14 protein-coding genes are annotated in these 19,747 nt (G+C 71.7%); 6 read left to right on the forward strand and 8 right to left on the reverse strand.

The annotated features are described in order from the left end of the window. Positions 1 to 50 precede the first annotated feature (50 nt). Positions 51 to 2,906 (forward strand): aconitate hydratase, encoded by a 2,856-nt coding sequence (locus DEI99_RS08240; RefSeq protein ID WP_111041785.1) that lies wholly within the window; start codon positions 51 to 53, stop codon positions 2,904 to 2,906. A gap of 131 nt (positions 2,907 to 3,037) precedes the next feature. Beyond that, positions 3,038 to 4,975 (forward strand): 1-deoxy-D-xylulose-5-phosphate synthase, encoded by a 1,938-nt coding sequence (dxs, locus tag DEI99_RS08245; protein ID WP_111041786.1) that lies wholly within the window; start codon positions 3,038 to 3,040, stop codon positions 4,973 to 4,975. Between the two features lie 267 nt (positions 4,976 to 5,242). Here the strand turns inward: dxs and DEI99_RS08250 are convergent, their stop codons facing one another. The 4 genes from DEI99_RS08250 to DEI99_RS08265 all read right to left on the reverse strand — a co-directional run bounded on the left by DEI99_RS08250 (position 5,243) and on the right by DEI99_RS08265 (position 10,637). After that, a complete protein-coding gene (locus tag DEI99_RS08250; RefSeq protein ID WP_502867018.1) occupies positions 5,243 to 7,381 on the reverse strand; it encodes a 3-hydroxyacyl-CoA dehydrogenase NAD-binding domain-containing protein in 2,139 nt (712 codons plus the stop codon). Between the two features lie 2 nt (positions 7,382 to 7,383). Then, a complete protein-coding gene (locus DEI99_RS08255) occupies positions 7,384 to 8,595 on the reverse strand; it encodes a thiolase family protein (protein ID WP_111041787.1) in 1,212 nt (403 codons plus the stop codon). Positions 8,596 to 8,721: 126 nt separating this feature from the next. After that, complete coding sequence (locus tag DEI99_RS08260) at positions 8,722 to 9,903, reverse strand: HRDC domain-containing protein (RefSeq protein ID WP_111041807.1); 1,182 nt, start codon at positions 9,901 to 9,903, stop codon at positions 8,722 to 8,724. Between the two features lie 152 nt (positions 9,904 to 10,055). Then, positions 10,056 to 10,637: a DUF3000 domain-containing protein gene (locus tag DEI99_RS08265; RefSeq protein WP_111041788.1), complete on the reverse strand. Its 582-nt coding sequence runs from the start codon at positions 10,635 to 10,637 to the stop codon at positions 10,056 to 10,058. A 23-nt stretch (positions 10,638 to 10,660) separates the two neighbouring features. Here DEI99_RS08265 and DEI99_RS08270 point away from each other — a divergent pair, with 23 nt between their 5' ends. Beyond that, a complete protein-coding gene (locus DEI99_RS08270) occupies positions 10,661 to 11,884 on the forward strand; it encodes an alpha/beta hydrolase family protein (RefSeq protein ID WP_111041789.1) in 1,224 nt (407 codons plus the stop codon). A 187-nt stretch (positions 11,885 to 12,071) separates the two neighbouring features. Here DEI99_RS08270 and DEI99_RS08275 read toward each other — a convergent pair whose 3' ends face one another. The 3 genes from DEI99_RS08275 to DEI99_RS08285 all read right to left on the reverse strand — a co-directional run bounded on the left by DEI99_RS08275 (position 12,072) and on the right by DEI99_RS08285 (position 14,179). Continuing rightward, on the reverse strand, positions 12,072 to 12,491 hold the full coding sequence (locus DEI99_RS08275; RefSeq protein WP_111041790.1) for a DUF6188 family protein: 420 nt from the start codon (positions 12,489 to 12,491) through the stop codon (positions 12,072 to 12,074). 321 nt (positions 12,492 to 12,812) lie between these two features. Further along, positions 12,813 to 13,271: a SufE family protein gene (locus tag DEI99_RS08280; RefSeq protein ID WP_111041791.1), complete on the reverse strand. Its 459-nt coding sequence runs from the start codon at positions 13,269 to 13,271 to the stop codon at positions 12,813 to 12,815. Next, entirely contained in the window at positions 13,268 to 14,179 is a 912-nt protein-coding gene (locus DEI99_RS08285; protein WP_111041792.1) for a sulfurtransferase, read from the reverse strand. The genes DEI99_RS08280 and DEI99_RS08285 overlap by 4 nt, the downstream gene beginning before the upstream one ends. A 201-nt stretch (positions 14,180 to 14,380) precedes the next feature. On the opposite strand from DEI99_RS08285, the gene zapE reads away from it, so the two are divergent. Continuing rightward, a complete protein-coding gene (zapE, locus tag DEI99_RS08290; RefSeq protein WP_258369403.1) occupies positions 14,381 to 15,337 on the forward strand; it encodes a cell division protein ZapE in 957 nt (318 codons plus the stop codon). Between the two features lie 600 nt (positions 15,338 to 15,937). After that, complete coding sequence (locus DEI99_RS08295; RefSeq protein ID WP_111041794.1) at positions 15,938 to 17,212, forward strand: ammonium transporter; 1,275 nt, start codon at positions 15,938 to 15,940, stop codon at positions 17,210 to 17,212. Between the two features lie 188 nt (positions 17,213 to 17,400). On the opposite strand, the gene DEI99_RS08300 is transcribed toward DEI99_RS08295, so the two are convergent. Next, the gene (locus DEI99_RS08300; protein ID WP_111041795.1) at positions 17,401 to 18,372 is read right to left on the reverse strand and encodes an aldo/keto reductase; all 972 of its coding nucleotides are present in this window, start codon (positions 18,370 to 18,372) and stop codon (positions 17,401 to 17,403) included. Positions 18,373 to 18,736: 364 nt separating this feature from the next. Between DEI99_RS08300 and DEI99_RS08305 the strand changes: the two genes are divergently transcribed. Then, positions 18,737 to 19,705 carry a beta-ketoacyl-ACP synthase III gene (locus DEI99_RS08305; protein ID WP_111041796.1) on the forward strand — a complete coding sequence of 323 codons (969 nt, stop codon included), beginning with the start codon at positions 18,737 to 18,739 and terminating at the stop codon, positions 19,703 to 19,705. Positions 19,706 to 19,747: the final 42 nt, after the last annotated feature.

Raw genomic sequence — 19,747 nt, forward strand, 5'->3', positions numbered from 1 at the left:
TCCACGGCCCGCGAAGATGAGGGCAAACCGATCAGTAGGGAGGCGGCACGGTGGCTGCAGTCAATAGCTTCGGCTCGAAGGACACACTGTCGGTTGGGGGTGTCGACTACGCGATCCACCGGATCGACACGGTTCCCGGTCACGAGAAGCTGCCGTACAGCCTGAAGGTGCTGCTCGAGAACCTGCTCCGCACCGAGGACGGCAAGAACGTCACCGAGGCGCAGATCCGCGCCCTGGGCTCGTGGCAGCCCGACGCCGAGCCGGACACCGAGATCCAGTTCTCCCCGGCCCGTGTGGTCATGCAGGACTTCACCGGCGTCCCGTGCATCGTCGACCTCGCCACCATGCGCGAGGCGATGGCGGAGATCGGCGGCGACCCGAACAAGATCAACCCGCTGTCGCCGGCCGAGATGGTCATCGACCACTCCGTCATCGCCGACCTGTTCGGTCGCGAGGACGCCCTGCAGCGCAACACCGACCTCGAGTACGAGCGCAACGGTGAGCGCTACCAGTTCCTCCGCTGGGGCCAGACCGCGTTCGAGGACTTCAAGGTCGTCCCGCCGGGCACCGGCATCGTCCACCAGGTCAACATCGAGTACCTGGCCAAGGTCACGTACACGCGCCAGTTCGACGGCGAGACGTACGCCTACCCGGACACGCTCGTCGGCACCGACTCGCACACCACGATGGTGAACGGCCTCGGCGTGCTCGGCTGGGGTGTGGGCGGCATCGAGGCCGAGGCCGCGATGCTCGGCCAGCCCGTGTCGATGCTCATCCCGAAGGTCGTCGGCTTCAAGCTCTCCGGCGAGATCCCGGCCGGTGTGACCGCGACCGACGTGGTGCTCACCATCACGCAGGAGCTCCGCAAGCACGGCGTCGTCGGCAAGTTCGTCGAGTTCTACGGCGAGGGCGTCAGCGCCGTCCCGCTCGCGAACCGCGCCACCATCGGCAACATGTCGCCGGAGTTCGGATCGACCGCCGCGATCTTCCCGGTCGACGACGTCACGCTCGACTACCTGCGTCTGACCGGTCGCGACGAGGCGCAGATCGCCCTGGTCGAGGCCTACTCGAAGACCCAGGGCCTGTGGCACGACGCCTCGGTGGAGCCGAACTACTCCGAGTACATGGAGCTCGACCTGTCCACGGTCGTGCCGTCGATCTCCGGCCCGAAGCGCCCGCAGGACCGCATCGAGCTCTCGCAGGCCAAGGACCAGTTCGAGGTCGACCTCGCCAACTACGCGAGCATCGACCACAGCGAGCAGGACAAGGCCGTTGCCGACACCTTCCCGGCGTCCGACCCGGTGGCAGCGGCCCCCGGCGACGAGCACGCCGTGGACGACCAGCAGGACGCCCCCGGTTCAGAGGTCCCCGTGCACGCCTCGAGCGCGCCCGGCACCGTCTCGAAGCCGACCTCGGTCGCGATCGCCGACGGTGCGCCGTTCACGATCGACCACGGCGCCGTCGCGATCGCCGCGATCACGTCGTGCACGAACACGTCGAACCCGTCGGTCATGATGGCCGCCGGCATCCTGGCCCGGAACGCCGCGAAGAAGGGCCTCACCGCGAAGCCCTGGGTGAAGACCACCCTCGCGCCCGGGTCGAAGGTCGTCACCGACTACTACGAGAAGGCCGGCCTCACGACCTACCTCGAGCAGCTCGGCTTCTACACGGTCGGCTACGGCTGCACCACCTGCATCGGCAACTCGGGCCCGCTGCCGGAAGAGATCTCGCAGGCCGTGCAGGACAACGACCTCGCCGTCACCGCGGTGCTCTCGGGCAACCGCAACTTCGAGGGCCGGATCAACCCCGACGTGAAGATGAACTACCTGGCGTCCCCGCCGCTGGTCATCGCGTACGCCCTGGCCGGGTCGATGCACTTCGACTTCGACAAGGACGCCCTCGGCACCGACCAGGACGGCAATGACGTCTACCTCACCGACATCTGGCCCGACGCGGCCGAGGTGCAGCAGGTCATCGACACCTCCATCGACACCGAGATGTTCACGCACGAGTACGGCTCCGTGTTCGAGGGCGACGACCGCTGGAAGAACCTGCCGACCCCGACCGGTGACACCTTCGAGTGGGACCAGGAGTCGACCTACGTCCGGAAGCCCCCGTACTTCGAGGGCATGACGATGCAGCCCGACGCGGTGTCGGACATCTCCGGTGCCCGGGTGCTCGCGAAGCTCGGCGACTCGGTCACGACCGACCACATCTCGCCGGCCGGTTCGATCAAGGCCGACAGCCCCGCCGGCCAGTACCTCGCCGAGCACGGCGTCGACCGCAAGGACTTCAACTCCTACGGCTCGCGTCGCGGCAACCACGAGGTCATGATCCGCGGCACGTTCGCGAACATCCGTCTGCGCAACCAGCTGCTCGCGTCCGCGAACGACGGCGCTGGCGTGGAGGGCGGCTACACCCGTGACTTCACGACGCCCGACGGTGCCCAGTCCTTCATCTACGACGCCTCGCAGCACTACCAGGAGCAGGGCATCCCGCTCGTCATCTTCGGTGGCAAGGAGTACGGCTCCGGCTCGTCGCGCGACTGGGCGGCCAAGGGCACGAACCTGCTCGGCGTCCGTGCGGTCATCACCGAGAGCTTCGAGCGGATCCACCGCTCGAACCTCATCGGCATGGGCGTCGTCCCGCTGCAGTTCCCGGCGGGCGAAACGGTCGAGTCCCTCGGGCTCGACGGCACCGAGGTCGTCTCGATCTCCGGGCTGACCGAGCTGAACGAGGGCCGCACCCCGAAGACGGTGCACGTCACCGCGACGCCGAGCGAGCACTCGCCGGCCGGCAAGCAGCCGATCGAGTTCGACGCGGTCGTCCGCATCGACACCCCCGGTGAGGCCGACTACTACCGCAACGGCGGCATCCTGCAGTACGTGCTCCGCTCGCTCGTCTGACCGACGGCGCACGGGCCGCTGACGCGACCACAGGACGGACGGGAGGCCCGTGGCGACACCGCCACGGGCCTCCCGTCCGTTGTCGGTCCCCGAGAATAGAGTGGGCCGACAGCCCCACGAAAGGAGCGCCCGTGAGCCTGCTCAGCAGCATCACGTCGCCGCGCGAACTGAAGCGTCTGTCCGACGCGCAGATGACCGACCTCGCCGCCGAGATCCGACGCTTCCTGGTCGCCGAGGTCGCGAAGACCGGTGGGCACCTGGGGCCGAACCTCGGCGTCGTCGAGCTGACGCTGGCGATGCACCGCGTATTCGACTCGCCGAGCGATCCGTTCGTCTTCGACACCGGGCACCAGTCGTACGTGCACAAGCTCGTCACCGGGCGCCAGGACTTCTCGAAGCTGCGCGAGCGGGGCGGCATCGCCGGGTACCCGCAGCGGAGCGAGTCCGAGCACGACATCGTCGAGTCCTCGCACGCGTCGTCGTCGCTGTCGTGGGCGGACGGCATCTCCCGCGCCTTCGGGCAGACGGGGCAGACCGACCGCACCGTCGTCGCGGTCGTCGGGGACGGCGCGCTGACCGGCGGGATGACGTGGGAGGCGCTCAACAACATCTCCGACGACAACGACCGTCGACTCGTCATCGTCGTGAACGACAACGGTCGCTCGTACGCGCCGACGATCGGCGGCATGGCGCGGTTCCTCAGCTCGATGCGGACGCGGCGCGAGTACCGGGCGCTGTACGAGACCTCGCGGGCGGTGGCCGACCGGTTCGGTGCGCCGGGGCGCGCGGTGTACCGGGGCATGCGGGGCGGCCTGCACGGGTTCCTGTCACGCTTCACGAACAACGAGGCGCTCTACTCGAACCTCGACATCAAGTACATCGGTCCGGTGAACGGGCACGACCAGCGCGCGATGGAGGCCGCGCTCCGGCAGGCCAAGGCCTACGGCGCCCCGACGATCGTGCACGCGATCACGGAGAAGGGCCACGGCTTCGAGCCTGCCCTGCGCGACCAAGCCGACCAGTTCCACGCCGTCGGCCACATCGACCCGGAGACCGGGGAGTCGCTCGACACGACCTCCGGACCGTCGTGGACCTCGGTGTTCGCGTCGTCGCTGGCCGACGCCGGATCGGCGGATCCGCGAATCGTCGCCATCACCGCCGCGATGCTCCGGCCGACCGGGCTGCACCTGTTCCAGGAGCAGCACCCCGACCGCGTCTACGACGTCGGCATCGCCGAGCAGCACGCCGTCACGACCGCGGCGGGCCTGGCCTACGGGGGACTCCACCCGGTCGTGGCGCTCTACGCGACGTTCCTCAACCGGGCGTTCGACCAGGTGCTCATGGACGTCGCCCTGCACAAGGCGGGCGTGACGTTCGTGCTCGACCGTGCCGGCATCACCGGCCCGGACGGCCCGTCGCACCACGGCATGTGGGACCTCGCACTGCTCCAGGTGGTGCCGGGCATCCGCATCGCCGCACCCCGCGATGCCGCGACCCTGCGCGAGGAGTTCCGCGAGGCCGTCGCGGTCGACGACGCCCCGACGGTGGTGCGCTTCCCGAAGGGCCAGGTCGGACCGGACATCCCCGCGCTCCGACGGCTGTCCGACGGGGTGGACGTGCTCCGCGACGCGCCCGAGGGCTCACCCGACGTGCTGTTCGTCGCCGTCGGGTCGATGGTCCCCACCGCCCTCGAGGCCGCCGCGCTGCTCGAGGCGCAGGGCATCGGCGTCACCGTGGTGGACCCGCGCTGGGTGGTGCCGATCCCGGCGTCGCTCATCGAGCTGTCCCGGACGCACCGTCTCGTCATCACGATGGAGGACGGCGTGCGGGTCGGCGGCGTCGGCACGCGCCTGCGGCAGGACCTGCGGGCCGCCGGCGTCGACACCGGGGTGAACGAGCTCGGTCTGCCGGAGGAGTTCATCGACCACGCGACACGCTCCGAGATCCTCGCCGACGTGGGGCTCACGGCGCAGGCGATCGCCCGCGACGTCATCGACCAGGTCGTCGGCACGAAGCTGCCGCAGGCGAAGCCCGCGCGCTCCCGCGAGTCGGCGGCGTCCGACCGCTGAGTCGCGCTGGCGGCTGCGCCGCGCGGGCGGTCGTCGCGGGTGGTTGTGCCGCGCTTCGCGGCCGCAGCCACGCGTCGCACCCGCGAGCGGGCATCGCGCCCCGAAGAGTCGGGGCGCGATGCGCGCCTCGGGGCGCGACCTGAGCGCTCGCGCGCTCGAGCGCGGGCGCGCTTCGCGGCCGCAGCCACGCGTCGCGCCCGCGAGCGGGCATCGCGCCCCGAAGAGTCGGGGCGCGACGCCCGCCTCGGGGCGCGACACTGGCGCCGGCTAGCGGGAGGTCGGGCCGACGATCGGCGGCTGGTGGAACGTCCCGCCGAAGACCCGCTCGGACGCGCCGGAACGGTCGAGGTACGGGCTGATGCCACCGGCCTGGAACGGGTAGCCGGCGCCGAGGATGAGACCGAGGTCGATCTCCTCGACGTGCTGCACCACACCGTCCTCGAGCATGCGGTGCACCTCGTCGGCCAGGGCGTCCTCGAAGCGTCGCTGCATCTCGGCGGCGTCGACCGGGGACGCGTCCTTCTTGGACGGCGCGACCAGCTTCACGGCGGCGGGGTCGTACCCGGTCGCGTTGCCCTTCTTGTCGCGGGTCAGGATCGTCCCGTGCTCGGCGATCTTCCCCAGCCCGTCGCCGGGGTAGAAGCGCTCCGGCCAGGCCGCGTGGTGCGAGTCGAGCACGTGCGCGCCGACCGGCAGCCCGACGAGTTCGAGCAGCTCGAACGGCGACATCGGCAGGCCGAGCGGTGCGGCGCCCTGCGCCACCGTGTCGAACGAGGTGCCCTGCTCGACGCCGCGCATCGCCTCACCGAGGACGCGTGCGAGCACCCGGTTGACGACGAAGCCCGGCTGGTCCGCGGTGATGATCGCGGTCTTCTTCAGCGTCTTCGCCACGGCGAGGGCCGTGACGAGGGTCTCGTCCGAGGTCGCCGCGGTGCGGACGACCTCGAGGAGCGGCATGACCGCGACCGGGTTGAAGAAGTGGAAGCCCACCAGGCGCGACGGGTCGGCGAGCACCGAACCCATCTCGGACACCGACAGCGACGACGTGTTCGTCGCGAGGATCGCGTCCGGCGCGATGACCGCCTCGACGCGACGGAGCACGTCCTGCTTGACGGACATCTCCTCGAAGACGGCCTCGATCACCCAGTCGGCGTCGGCGAAGGCGTCGTACGACACCGAGCCGCTGACGAGTGCGGTGATGCGGTTCGCGTCGTCAGGGGAGATCCGACCCTTGTCGAGCAGTTTCGCGACCTCGCCGCGGATCCGCTCGACCCCGGCGTCGACGCGGGACTGGTCGACGTCGGTGATGACGACGGGGACGCCCAGACGGCGGGCGAACAGCAGCGCGAACTGGGACGCCATGAGCCCGGCGCCGAGGACGCCGACCTTCGTGATCTTCTTCGGCTCGACGCCCTCCGGAGCCCCGACGGGCTTCTTCGCGCGCTTCTGCACGAGGTCGAACGCGTACATCGACGCGGCGAACTGGTCGCCGGAGATGAGGTCGGCGAGGGCGTCGTCCTCGTCCGCGAAGCGCTCGTCGAGGGAACCCGATTTCGCGGCAGCGACGAGGTCGAGCGCCCGGAACGGCGACTTCGGGACCGTGCCGATCTTCGACGCGACCTGGTTCCGCGCGACCTTGACGACCGTGCCCCAGGCGGCCTTCTCGAGCATGCCCGGCTCGTTCTTCCGCACGACCTTGGTCGCGCCGGTGATGACGCCGTCGGCCCAGGCCACGGCCGAGGGCAGGAACGTGACCGACGGGATGAGCGCGTCACCGATGCCGAGCTCGACCGCAGCAGGACCGTCGAGCAGGCGATTGTTCTTGAGCGGGTTCTCCACGATGACGCGGAGCGCCTTCTCGGGCCCGATCAGCCGGGGGAGCAGCGTCGCGCCGCCCCAGCCGGGGATGATGCCGAGGAAGACCTCGGGCAGCCCGATGCCCTGCGCGGCCGAGGAGAACACCCGGTACGTGCAGTGCAGGGCGATCTCGAGCCCGCCGCCGAGCGCCAGCATGTTCACGAAGGCGAAGGAGGGGACCCCGAGGTCGGAGAACTTGCGCAGCGTCGCGTGCCCGAGGGCCGCGAGCTCGTGCGCCACCTGCCGCGACGGCACCGAGGCCGCCTGCGACAGGTCGGCGCCGGCGGCGAAGCAGTACTCCTTGCCGGTGATCGCGACGCCCTGGATCGTGCCGGCGGCTGCCTCGGTCTTCAGGGTGTCGAGCACCCCGGAGAGCTCGCGCAGGGTGCGCGGGCCGAGGGTGTTCGGCCGCTTGTGGTCCTTGCCGTTGTCGAGCGTGATGAGCGCCAGCGTGCCGCCGGACGGCATCGTGACGTGCTTCACGTACGAGTGCGTGACGACCTCGTCCTCGCTCAGTTCGGTCAGTCGGTCGTTCTCGACGGTGCTCACGGTCAGGCCGCCTTCCGGGCCGCGCTGCGCGACCAGTTCGGGTTCTCCCAGATGACGGTGCCGCCCTGGCCGAGTCCGATGCACATCGTGGTGATGCCGTACTTGACGTCGGGACGCTCGGCGAACTGCGCGGCGAGCTGGGTCATCAGGCGGACGCCGCTCGACGCGAGCGGGTGGCCGACGGCGATCGCGCCGCCCCACGCGTTGACGTTCGCGGAGTCCTGGGCGATGCCGTAGTTGTCGAGGAACGCGAGCACCTGGACGGCGAACGCCTCGTTGATCTCGAACAGGCCGATGTCGTCGATCGAAAGGCCGGCCTTCGCCAGGGCCTTGTCGGTGGCGGGCACCGGTCCGACGCCCATCACCTCGGGCTCGACGCCGGCGAAGGCGAACGAGACCATGCGCATCTTCGTGGGCAGGCCGTGCTGCTTCGCGCCGTCCTCCGACGCGAGCAGGCTCATGGTCGCGCCGTCGTTCAGTCCGGCGGCGTTGCCGGCGGTGACCCGTCCGTGGGGCCGGAACGGCGTCTTCAACGCGGCCAGGGCCTCCAGGGTGGTGCCCGGCCGCGGCGGCTCGTCGGCGCTGACGACGTCCCAGCCGTCGCCCTTGTTGACCTCGACCGGGATGACGTCGGGCTGGAGCTTGCCGGCGGCCCAGGCGGCGGCGTAGCGCTGCTGGGACTGGACGGCGAAGGCGTCCGTGCGGTCCTTCGTGATCGCGGGGAAGCGGTCGTGCAGCCGTTCGGCGGTGGCGCCCATCACGAGCGCGTCGCTCGACACCATGCGCTCCGCGACGAAGCGGGGGTTCGGGTCGGCGTTGAAGCCCATCGGGTGGCGCCCCATGTGCTCGACACCGCCGGCGATCGCGACGTCGGCCGCGCCGAAGGCGATGGCCCCGGCGAGCGTCGTGACGCTCGTCATCGCGCCCGCGCACATGCGGTCGATGGCGTACCCGGGCACCGACTTCGGCAGTCCCGCGAGCATCCCGACCGTGCGGCCGAGCGTCAGCCCCTGGTCACCCTGCTGCGTGGTGGCCGCGACGGCGACGTCGTCCACCGCCGCTCCGTCGAGCTGGGCGTTCCGGTCGAGCAGGCCGCGCATCGCGTGCACCGCGAGGTCGTCGGACCGGGTCTTCCAGAACACCCCCTTCTCGCCGGCTCGTCCGAACGGTGTCCGTACGCCGTCCACGAAGACGACGTCTGATGCCTTTGGCAACTGGGCCTCCAGATCCTCATCGATCGGGCCGGACCGCTGGTCGGTCCGGCCGGGCCGGGCCTCGCCCGGCGACGCTCCCGACGCTATGCCCCCAGGCTGGGCGGCCGCATGCCGGTTGGGCGGTTCCTACGACGCGTCGTCGTCCGACGACGCCGGCTGCTGTTCGGCAGCGACAAACGCCGACGCGATGATCGACGCGGTCTCCTCGACCTGCCACGGGCGGGCGTCGTGGGACGCCAGCACCGCCCCGACGGTCTCGGTCGCGACCGGCGTCGGCGGTTCCCACGCGACCTGACGCAGGGTCTCCGGCGTGAGGACGTTCTCGAGCGGGATGTCGAGCTCCTCGGCACGAGCGGTGACCGCGGCACGGGCGGCCTTGTACCGCCGGTCGGCGGCGGGGTTGCGGTCGGCCCAGGCGCGGGGCGGGGGCAGCGTCGCCTCGCCGGTGCCGCGGAGCTTCGGCAGGTCCTCGGTGGTGCGGCCCTCGTCGACGGCGGCCCACCAGCGGTCGAGCTCGGAGCGGCTCGCCCGGCCCGTGAACGCCCGCAGACCGGCGAGCTCGCTGCGGGACGCCGGGGCCGCTGCCGCCGCGGCGACGATCGCCGCGTCGGGGATCGTGCGACCGGGGGCGACGTCGGCGTCGCGGGCGTAGGCGTCCCGTGCCGTCCACAGCGACCGGGCGATCGCCAGGGCCCTGGCTCCGCGCAGCGCGTGCATGCCGGACAGTCGTCGCCACGGCTCGGCGCGCGGGGGCTTCGGCGCGCGGGTGAGCACGGCGGCGAACTCCTCGGCGGCGATCCGCGTCTTGCCGGCGACCTCGAGCTGCTCGGCGAGGGCGTCCCGCAGGTCGGGGAGCAGTTCGACGTCGAGCGAGGCGTACACGAGCCACGACTGCGGCAGGGGCCGCGTCGACCAGTCGGCGGCGGAGTGCGCCTTGGCGAGCGTGATGCCGAGCAGCTGCTCCACCACGGCTCCGAGGCCGACGCGCGGGAACCCGGCGATGCGGGCACCGAGTTCGGTGTCGAAGATGCGCGTCGGGACGAGGCCGACCTCCTGCAGGCACGGCAGGTCCTGCGAGGCGGCGTGGAAGAGCCACTCCTCGTCGACGATGGCGGCCTGCAGGTCGGAGAAGTCACCGATCGCGATCGGGTCGAACAGGAACGCGCCGGCACCGCGGCGGAAGACCTGGATGAGGTACGCGCGCTGCGAGTACCGGTAGCCGCTGGCCCGCTCGGCATCGACCGCGACGGGACCGTGTCCGGCGGCGATCGCGGCGACCGCGGCGAGGTAGTCCCCGCGCGACTCGATGACCTTGACGGCCTCGTGGGCGTCCTCGAACGCCGGCGTGGCCGGGGACGACCCGGCCGGGGACGATCCCGCCGGGGTCGACGCGGCCGGGGACGAACCCGCCGGGGACGACGGGGACGATCCGTCCGGGTCTGGGGTGCGGTTCGGGTCGGTCACTTGGCGAGCCTCCTCGGGGCCAACAGGGTCACACCGTCCGAGGCGGGAGGCAGACCGGCGAGCATGGCGACGATGTCCTGCCACGCCCGGACGTGCGGGGTGAGGTCCTCGCCCCGCGGCGTCCACGACGCGCGGAGTTCCAGCTGGGCGCCGTCACCCTGGGCGGCGAGGTCGCCGTACCCGCGCGAGATGATCTTGGTGGCCGTCCCGGAGGCGTGGTCGTAGACGGCACCGTGCGCCTCGAGCGCGTCGACGAGCCAGCTCCACGTGACGTCGGCGACGAACTCGTCGACGCCGATCTCCGGTTCGAGCGGTGCCTGGGCGAACGTCACGATGCGGAACGTTCCCTGCCAGCCCTCGGGTTCCTCCGGGTCGTGCAGGGCGATGAACCGGCCGGTGCCGAGGTCCGACTCGACGCCGTGCGCGGTGCCCGAGACGTCCGCCGCCAGGGCGATCGAGAACGGCGCGATGCGCGTCGGCGAGGGGATCTCGGTGACCGTGGTCTCGGCGCGGCTGCTGCCGGAGGACACGAACGCGCGGAGCCGCGCGAAGGCGTCGGGCTCTCGGGTTTCGGACACGCTTGCAGACTAGGCTCCGGAGCATGTCCCGATCCGCGCGACCCGCCGGTGACGGCGTCCAGGACACCGCCCGCTCGGCCGGACTCGTCGCCCTCGGCGCGGGTGTCGCCGCCGCCCTGGTCGGCACGGCCGTCGTCGGCGGTTTCGTCGCTGCGGTCGCACGAGCCGTCGTCACGCCCGACCGGAAGCGCACCGAACGCGTCCCGATCCACGCCGTCGACCGCGTGCGGGGGACCGTCACCCTCGAACGCACGCCCGACACCGAGCTGCAGGGCCGCTACAGCCTGTGGTTCGGCGGCGGCACCGGCCACATGCGGGTCGGCGACGTCGTCGCGACGACCGACACCACGGTCACCCGACGCATCATCGCCATCGACGCCGGTGACCCCACGACCGCGCGCCGCGGACGCTGGGGCGGCTGGTTCTACCTGACCCCCGGTGAGCTCGACGTGCCGGTCGAGGACGTCGACGTCCCCACCCCGAACGGTCCCGCACCGGCCTGGGTCGTCCGCGCCGACGACCCCGCGGCGCCGTGGGCGGTCCTCGTGCACGGCCGGGGCGTCACACGTGCCGAGACCATCCGTGCCGTGCCGGTGTTCCGCGCCGCCGGCTACTCCGTCGTGCTCGCGTCGTGGCGGAACGACGGGGTCGCCCCGCCGAGCATCGACCGTCGCTACGGGCTCGGCAGCACCGAGTGGGAGGACATCGACAGCGTCCTCCGCTGGCTCACCGGGCAGCACGCGACGAGCGTCGTGCTCATGGGGTGGTCGATGGGCGGCGCGGTGGTGCTGCAGACCCTGGTGCGGTCGCGGTTCGCCGACCTCGTCGACGGGGTCGTCCTCGAGTCGGCCGTCGTCGACTGGCACGCGGTCCTCAAGTCGCAGAGTCAGCTGCTCCGCCTGCCGCGCCCGGTGCGGAAGGTCGCCCAACGCCTGCTCCGCACGCCGGTGCTGCACCGCCTGACCGGGCTCCGGCAGCCCGTCGACCTGCGGGAGCTCGACATGGTCGCCCGCGCCGACGAGCTCACGGTGCCGATCCTGCTGCTGCACAGCGACGACGACGGGTTCGTGCCGTCGTCCGCCTCGCACGCCCTGGCCGCGGCCCGGCCGGACCTGGTCCGGCTCGAGGTGCAGACCACCGCGCGGCACACCAAGCTCTGGAACCACGACGCCGACTGGTTCGACGCCCGGATCCTCGCGTGGCTCACCGAGGTGGTCGAGCGTCGCGGGGCGGCCAGTGCGCGGTAGACGCGACCGGACGAAGACGGGCGCGCCCCGCTCAGCGGTGTCGCGCCAGCTGGCACCGCGCCTCCCGTCCGTCCCGGGTCCGTCCGGCACTTCGTGAGCAGGAACGGTCGGGTCGCGATCACGCACCCGACCATTGCTGCTCACGATGTGGTGGCGCACCGCCCGCAAGACTCGGCCAGTGGAGACGTCAACCGGCTCGTCCGGGGCGGTCCCCAGACGGGAGCGAGATGAACAGCTCGCCCCCGCCGAGGGCGATCGCTCGGACCGGCGGCGTCTCCGGCCCGGAGTAGTGCCACGATTCGTGGTGGTCGTCAGCGTGCGCTCGGAGCGTCGTTCCCGACGCGAAGTCGATCCGGAGCGTGCTCCCGTCGATCTGCGCCGCCGAGACCGTCTGTGTGTGCAGGTGGAGCGCCGGGAGCAGGGAGTCCTTGTCCTCGGGATCCACCGGGACGATCTCGCCGTCCACGCTGCCCACGCGGAACGGGGTCTCGAACGAGACCATGCTCCGGTTCGAGAACGCGAGGGTGAGCCTGAAGTCGACCCAGATGAGGTCGACGGTCTCCCCGACGAGTGCGAGGTGGACGTCGTCGGCGGTCAGTTCGGCCATGCGCCACCCGCTCCCGGCCGACGACGCGCGCGCCGTCGTGGCGACTCGAGGCCGTCCGCCGCGCTGACCGAGGTGCCGGTCGGAACGGTCCCGTCGATGTCCGCCATCTTCGCCCCCCTGGTGCTGACTCCATGGTGGCACGGGAGCCGACCGGCGTCCCGGAGGACGGCGTGCGCACCGGGCGGGCGACGGACGGGAGGCGCGGTGCCAGCTGGCACCGTGCCTCCCGTCCGTCCCGGGTCCGTCCGGCGCTTCGTGAGCAGGGATGGTCGGGTCGCGATCACGCACCCGACCATTGCTGCTCACGAAGCGCGAAAGGGTCTACGCGGCCGCCGCCTGCACCTGCCGCTGTACGCGACCGAGCATGCCGACCATGCCGCGGATGCGCAGGGGGCTGACCGCCTCGGTGAGCCCGATCGTCAGCGGGTAGTCCGCCGGCACGGCGAGCACCTCGGCCACCGTCAGACCGGACAGTCCCTGCGCGAGGATCGAGGCGAAGCCGCGCGTGGTCGGCGCCTCGCGCGGCGCGGTGGCGTGCATGCGGACGACGTCGGGGGCGTCGCCGTCCGCGCCCACGGTGACCGTGATGAAGACGGGGGACTGGCACTCCTCGACGCGTTCGAGTTCGTCCTCGTGCCCCTGCAACCGCTCGGGCAGGGCGGGCAGCTCGTCCGAGAACTCGAGCAGGAGCTGCAGGCGGTCCTTCTGGCCGAGGGCGACGAAGTCGTCGCGGATCTCGGCGAGGGTGGCGGGGAGGGGTGTCTCGGTACGGTCGCTCATCGGTTCGGAACAGTACCCGGCTCGGCGCCCTGCACGATCGGGACGCGGACCGCGCTGCCCCACTCCGTCCACGAACCGTCGTAGTTGCGGACGTCGTCGTAGCCGAGCAGGTGCTGCAGGACGAACCACGTGTGGCTCGACCGCTCGCCGATGCGGCAGTACGCGATGACCTGGTCGGCGTCGCCGATGCCGGCACCCTCGCGGTAGATCGCGTCGAGCTCGGCGCGCGGCTTGAAGGTGCCGTCCGGGGCGGCGGCGGTCGCCCAGGGGATGTTCACGGCGGTGGGGACGTGTCCGCCGCGCAGCGCGCCCTCTTCCGGGTAGTCCGGCGCGGTGGTGCGCTCACCGCTGTACTCCGGGGCGCTGCGGACGTCGATGAGGGGCTTGCCGAGGTGGGCGAGGACGTCCTCCTTGAAGGCCCGGACGGTCTCGTCACGGCGCTCGACGACGGGGTACTCGACGGGCGTGACCGGGGTCTCGTCGGTGGTCAGGGCGCGGTCCTCGGCGATCCACTTCGCGCGGCCGCCGTCGAGCAGGCGGACGTCCTCGTGGCCGAACAGCGCGAAGACCCACAGGGCGTACGCGGCCCACCAGTTGTTCTTGTCACCGTAGATGACGACGGTGGTGTCGCGGCCGATGCCCTTGCCGCCGAGGAGCTCGGCGAACGCGGCGCCGTCGACGTAGTCGCGCTGCACCGGGTCGTTGAGGTCGGTGTGCCAGTCGATCTTCACCGCGCCGGGGACGTGCCCGGTCTCGTAGAGCAGGACGTCCTCGTCGGACTCGACCACCACCAGGTCGGGTGCGCCGGTGCCGGCGTCGAGCTGCTCCTGCAGCCACTCGGTGGAGACGAGCCGCTCGGGGTGCGCGTAGGCGGCGAACTTCTCGGACGGGTCGACCGGTGCGGTCATGGTGGGCTACCTCCAGGTGGTGATCCGGCACCGGACTAGGATCGGTCGTCGGTGCCTGTGGGCAACGGTACGCGGACGTGCCGTGCTCCAGCCGCAACGTGACACCCCACGACATGCTTCCCGGAAGGGCCGTCCTTGCCTGAACACGCTTCGGTGCCGAGTCACCTCGTCGACCGTGACCCGCAGGTGACCCCGCAGCAGATGGCCGCCGCACTCGTGCCGCCGCCGCAGTTCGCGGACGCCTCGTTCGAGTCCTACCGGCCGGACCCCGACTACGCCTCGCAGGCCGACGTCCGCGACGCCGTCGCCGCGTTCGTCGCCGCCGGCCCCGCCGACGCCCCGCGTCGAGGGCTATTCGGCCGGCGGAAGGCGGCCGCGGAACCCGCCGCGAAGTCCGGCGTGTACCTGGACGGCGGCTTCGGCGTCGGCAAGACCCACCTGCTCGCGGCGGCCTACCACGCGGCCAGCGGGCGGAAGACGTTCGGCACGTTCATCGAGTACACCGCGCTCGTCGGGGCCCTCGGCTTCCAGGGCACGGTCGAGCTGCTCCGCGGCACGGCCCTGGTCTGCATCGACGAGTTCGAGCTCGACGACCCGGGCGACACGATGGTGATGACGCGCCTGATCAAGGAGCTCACCGAGACCGGCACCCGCTTCGCCGCGACGTCGAACACGCCGCCCGGCGCACTCGGCGAGGGCCGGTTCGCCGCCCAGGACTTCCTGCGCGAGATCCAGGCGATGTCCGACCGCTTCGAGACGATGCGGATCGACGGCCTCGACTTCCGCCGCCGAGCGGTCGACGAGTCGGCCCAGGTCGTGTCCGACGTGCCGGCAGCGCTGCCGTCCGGCTCGGTGACGCTCGACGACTTCGGAGCCGTCGTCGCGCACCTCGGTTCCGTGCACCCGTCGAAGTACGTCGCCCTGGTCGAGGGCCTCGACGCCGTCGGGCTCACCGACGTCCGAGCGTTCGCGGACCAGACCGACGCGCTGCGCTGGGTGGCCCTGGTGGACCGGCTGTACGACGCGCAGGTGCGGATCGTCGCCTCGGGCACGCCGCTCGACCAGGTGTACCCCGAGGCGATGCTGCAGGGCGGCTACCGGAAGAAGTACCTGCGCGCCGCATCGCGCGTGGTGGCGCTGACCCGCGCCCTGGACTGAACCGCCTGACGGCCGGGAGGCGCGTGACGGGTCCGCCACGAGCCTCCCGGCCGTCGGTGGTCGGGTCGGAGTGGCGCTGGTGGCGCGGGTGGCGCGGTGGTCCGGGCTCGGGTGGCGCGGGTTCCGCGCTCGCGTGGGTCGGGGTGGCGTGGGGTGGCGCGGGCTCCGCGCCCGCCTGGGGTCGTCGCGCCCCGAGGAGCCGGGGCGCGATGACCGCGACGGGGCGCGGCGTCCGGCCTGTCGCCGGAGCCGGCGCACGGGGCCGGGATCGGGCCGGAGCCGGCGCACGGGGCCGGGATCGGGCCGGGGCCGGCGCGAGCTTCGCGCCCGCCTGCGGTCGTCGCGCCCCGAGGAGCCGGGGCGCGACGACCGCGGCGGGGTGCGGTGTACGACGGCTGTCGGGCACCGTCCGGACGGACCGTGCCGACTGGTGGCCCCTGTCCAGGGGTCATCGGGCCACTCGAAACACGACGTTTACAAAGTGCCCCGTCGCGTTACATCCGCGAAACAGATCGTGCTCCCTCGTGAAACCTCGCCTCGCCAGACTCGGTCACACCCGAGGCGGTCCCAGAACCGCTCGTGCAATCGAGAGGTGAACAGATGCTTGATCAGGGCAACACGACCTTCGTGTTGGTGATGGCGGCGCTGGTGTTGTTCATGACACCCGGCCTGGCCTTCTTCTACGGCGGCTTGGTGAAGGCCAAGTCCGTCATCTCCATGATGATGATGTCGTTCGGCGCGATCGCACTCGTGAGCGTCCTGTGGGTCGTCTACGGCTACGCGATCGCCTTCGCCAACCACGGTGACGGCGCGGCGGTCTCGGGCGTCGTCGGCTTCTTCAGCATCGACTGGAACCAGATCGGCCTCGGCCAGGCCTTCGAGGAGGCCCAGTCCTCGGACATCCAGGCCGCCTACCCGTCGATGGCCTTCGTCGGCTTCCAGGCCACGTTCGCGATCATCACCGTCGCGCTCATCTCCGGCGCCATCGCCGACCGCGCCAAGTTCGGTGCGTGGATGGTCTTCGCCGGCGTCTGGGTCACGGTCGTGTACTTCCCGGTCGCCTCGTGGGTGTTCAACCTGACCTCGGGCTGGGCCGCCACCTGGGGCGTCATCGACTTCGCCGGTGGCACCGCGGTGCACATCAACGCCGGTGCCGCGGGCCTGGCGCTCGCGATCGTCCTCGGCAAGCGCGTCGGCTTCGCCAAGGGCGCGCACAAGCCGCACAACCCGCCCTTCGTCCTGCTCGGTGCCGCGATCCTGTGGTTCGGCTGGTTCGGCTTCAACGCCGGCTCGGAGGGCGCCGCCGACGGCATCGCCGCGATCGCCTGGGTGAACACGCTCGCCGCCCCGGCCGCCGCCATCCTCGGCTGGCTGCTCATCGAGAAGCTCAAGGACGGCAAGGCCACGTCCGTCGGCGCCGCCTCGGGCGCCGTCACCGGTCTCGTCGCGATCACCCCGGCCTGCGCCAACCTGACCCCGGGCTGGGGCATCCTGCTCGGCTTCGTCGCCGGCATCATCTGCTGCTTCGCCATCGACTGGAAGTACCGCCTGGGCTTCGACGACTCGCTCGACGTCGTCGGCGTCCACCTGGTCGGCGGCATCGTCGGCACGCTCTACCTCGGCTTCTTCGCCAACGACTCCGGTCTGATCTACTCGGGCTCGTTCGAGCAGCTCGGCAAGCAGGCCGCAGCGGCCCTCGCCGTCGGTGCGTACTCGTTCGTGCTCGCCTTCATCATCGGGTTCGTCATCGAGAAGACGATGGGCTTCCGCGTCACCACCGAGGACGAGGTCGCCGGCATCGACACCGCCGTCCACGGCGAAGAGGGCTACGTGCTCTCCGAGGAGCGGGACGACAGCCCCCTCCGGGTCGGCTAGGACACCAGCACGACGACGGGCCCCGCGCGGAAGCGCGGGGCCCGTCGTCGTGTGCCCGGGCACTCCCGACACTCCACGCGGGTCGGCGTGGTCCGGACCACGGACGGGAGGCACGGTGCGCGTCCGACGCACACCGTGCCTCCCGTCCGTGATCGGTCGTCGAACCGCCACCGGTCCGGCGGGTCAGGTCACCAGGCGTAGTCCTCGGGCGAGGTCGCGTAGCCCGGGAAGAGCTCGTCCAACCGGTCGAGCGCCCGCTGGTCGAGGCGGATGTCGACCGCGCGGACCGCGGACTCCCACTGCTCCATCGTGCGGGGGCCGGTGATCGGGGCGGTGACGCCCGGCTGGTGCAGCAGCCACGCCAGGGCGAGCTCGCCCGGGGTGTGCCCGAGCTCCTTCGCGAACGACTCGTACGCCTGCAGCTGGTCGCGGTGCGCGTCGACGTACTCGGCGCTGCGGCCGGAGAGCCGCCGCGAGCCGTTCTCGGTCTTCTCGATGACGCCACCGAGCAGCCCGCCCTGCAGCGGCGACCACGGGATGACGCCGAGGCCGTAGTGCTGCGCGGCCGGCAGGACCTCGCGTTCGACGTCGCGGACGACGAGGTTGTAGATCGACTGCTCGCTCACCAGGCCGAGGAAGTTGCGGTGGGCCGCGGCCTCCTGCGCCTGGGCGATGTGCCACCCGGCGAAGTTCGACGACCCGACGTAGAGCACCTTGCCCTGCGCGACCGCGAGCTCCATCGCCTGCCAGATCTCGTCCCACGGGGTGTCCCGGTCGACGTGGTGCATCTGGAACAGGTCGACGTGGTCCGTCTGCAGGCGGCGGAGGCTGGCGTCGAGCGACTGCCGGATGTTCAGCGCCGAGAGCCGGCCGCCGTTCGGCCAGTCGATCATCTCGCCGTAGGCCTTCGTCGCGAGCACGGTCTTCTCGCGACGGCCGTGGCCCTTCGCGAACCAGCGGCCGATGATCTCCTCGGTGGCACCCTTGCCCACCGAGCCGCCGTAGCCGTTGGCGGTGTCGAAGAAGTTGACGCCGAGCTCGTGGGCCCGGTCCATGATGGCGTGCGAGTCGTCCTCGCTGGTCTCCGGGCCGAAGTTCATCGTCCCGAGCACGGCTCGCGAGACCGACAGCCCTGTCCGTCCGAGGTGTGTGTAGTCCATGCACCCGGTCTACGCGCCACCCCTGGCTGGAGGAAGGCCCTGGGAGTACCGGTCGGGGCTCCGGCGAGCGGGCCCGGTGCCGGTCGCCGTGTCCGAGGGTGCGGTGCGGTGCGGCGACTCGAGCGATGCGTGACGGCTCGGGGGCGCGGCGTGGTGGATCGGGGCGCGTCGTGGGGGCTCGGGGCTCGGCACGACGACTCGGAGGCTGCCTGGGGACTCGGGACTCGGGACCCGGGACCCGGGACGCGGCACGGTCCCCCTGGATGACGACCCACCGCTGTGCTGCCGTGTCGCGACCTCCCGGCGCCGCGGACCATGCCTGCACGGGCATGAGCCCGTCCGGCAGGGGAGTAGCGTGCCGAGGGTGAACACCCCAGCACTCCGTGGCAGCCGGATCCTCGGGTTCGGTCACCACCAGCCCGAACGCATCCTGACCAACGACGAGCTCTCCACGATGGTCGACACGAACGACGAGTGGATCCGGACCCGCACCGGGATCGAGACCCGGCACATCGCCGGGCCCGACGACACTGTCACCTCGATGGCGATCGAAGCCGCGCGCAACGCACTGGCCGACGCCGGTGTCGCACCGTCCGCCGTCGGCCTCGTGATCGTCGCCTCCACCACGCACCGCGACCGCGCGCCGTACACCGCCGGCCGCGTCGCCGCGGCGCTCGGCATGACCAACGGCCCCGCTCCGATCGACATCAACACCGCCTGCAGCGGCTTCGAGTACGCCCTCGCCCTCGCCGACCAGGCCATCCGCGTCGGGTCCGCCGACGTCGCGGTGGTCGTCGGATCGGAGATCCTGTCCGGCATCGCCGACTGGACCGACCGCTCGACCTGCGTGCTCGTCGGCGACGGAGCCGGAGCCGCCGTGCTCGGCGCGACCGAGACGCCCGAGATCGGCCCCGTCTCGTGGGGGAGCGTGCCCCACCTGCAGGACGCGGTCCGAGTCTCCGGTGACCCGGAGTACTTCCAGCAGGAAGGCCGCTCCATCTACCGCTGGGCCATCACCGAGGCCGAGGGCCACGCACGCGCCGTCGTCGAGGCAGCGGGGCTCACCCTCGACGACATCGAGGTCTTCGCCTTCCACCAGGCGAACCTGCGCATCATCGAGCCGCTCGTGACGGCCCTGGGCGGCGAGTCGAAGTTCGTCGTGCGGGACGTCGTCGAGTCCGGGAACACCTCGGCCGCGAGCGTGCCGCTCGGCCTGTCGAAGGCGTGGGCGCGCGGCGACCTGCCAGAGGGTGTTCCGGCACTGCTGTTCGGCTTCGGCGGCGGGTTCGCACACGCCGGTCAGGTCGTCCGGACGCCGGTGCGGTCCTTCTAGGACGGGCGGGCTCGCCGACACCGGCGCGGCGGCCGTCGTCGA

Origin of the sequence: Curtobacterium sp. MCLR17_036, assembly GCF_003234445.2 — a bacterium.
GTDB lineage: Bacteria > Actinomycetota > Actinomycetes > Actinomycetales > Microbacteriaceae > Curtobacterium.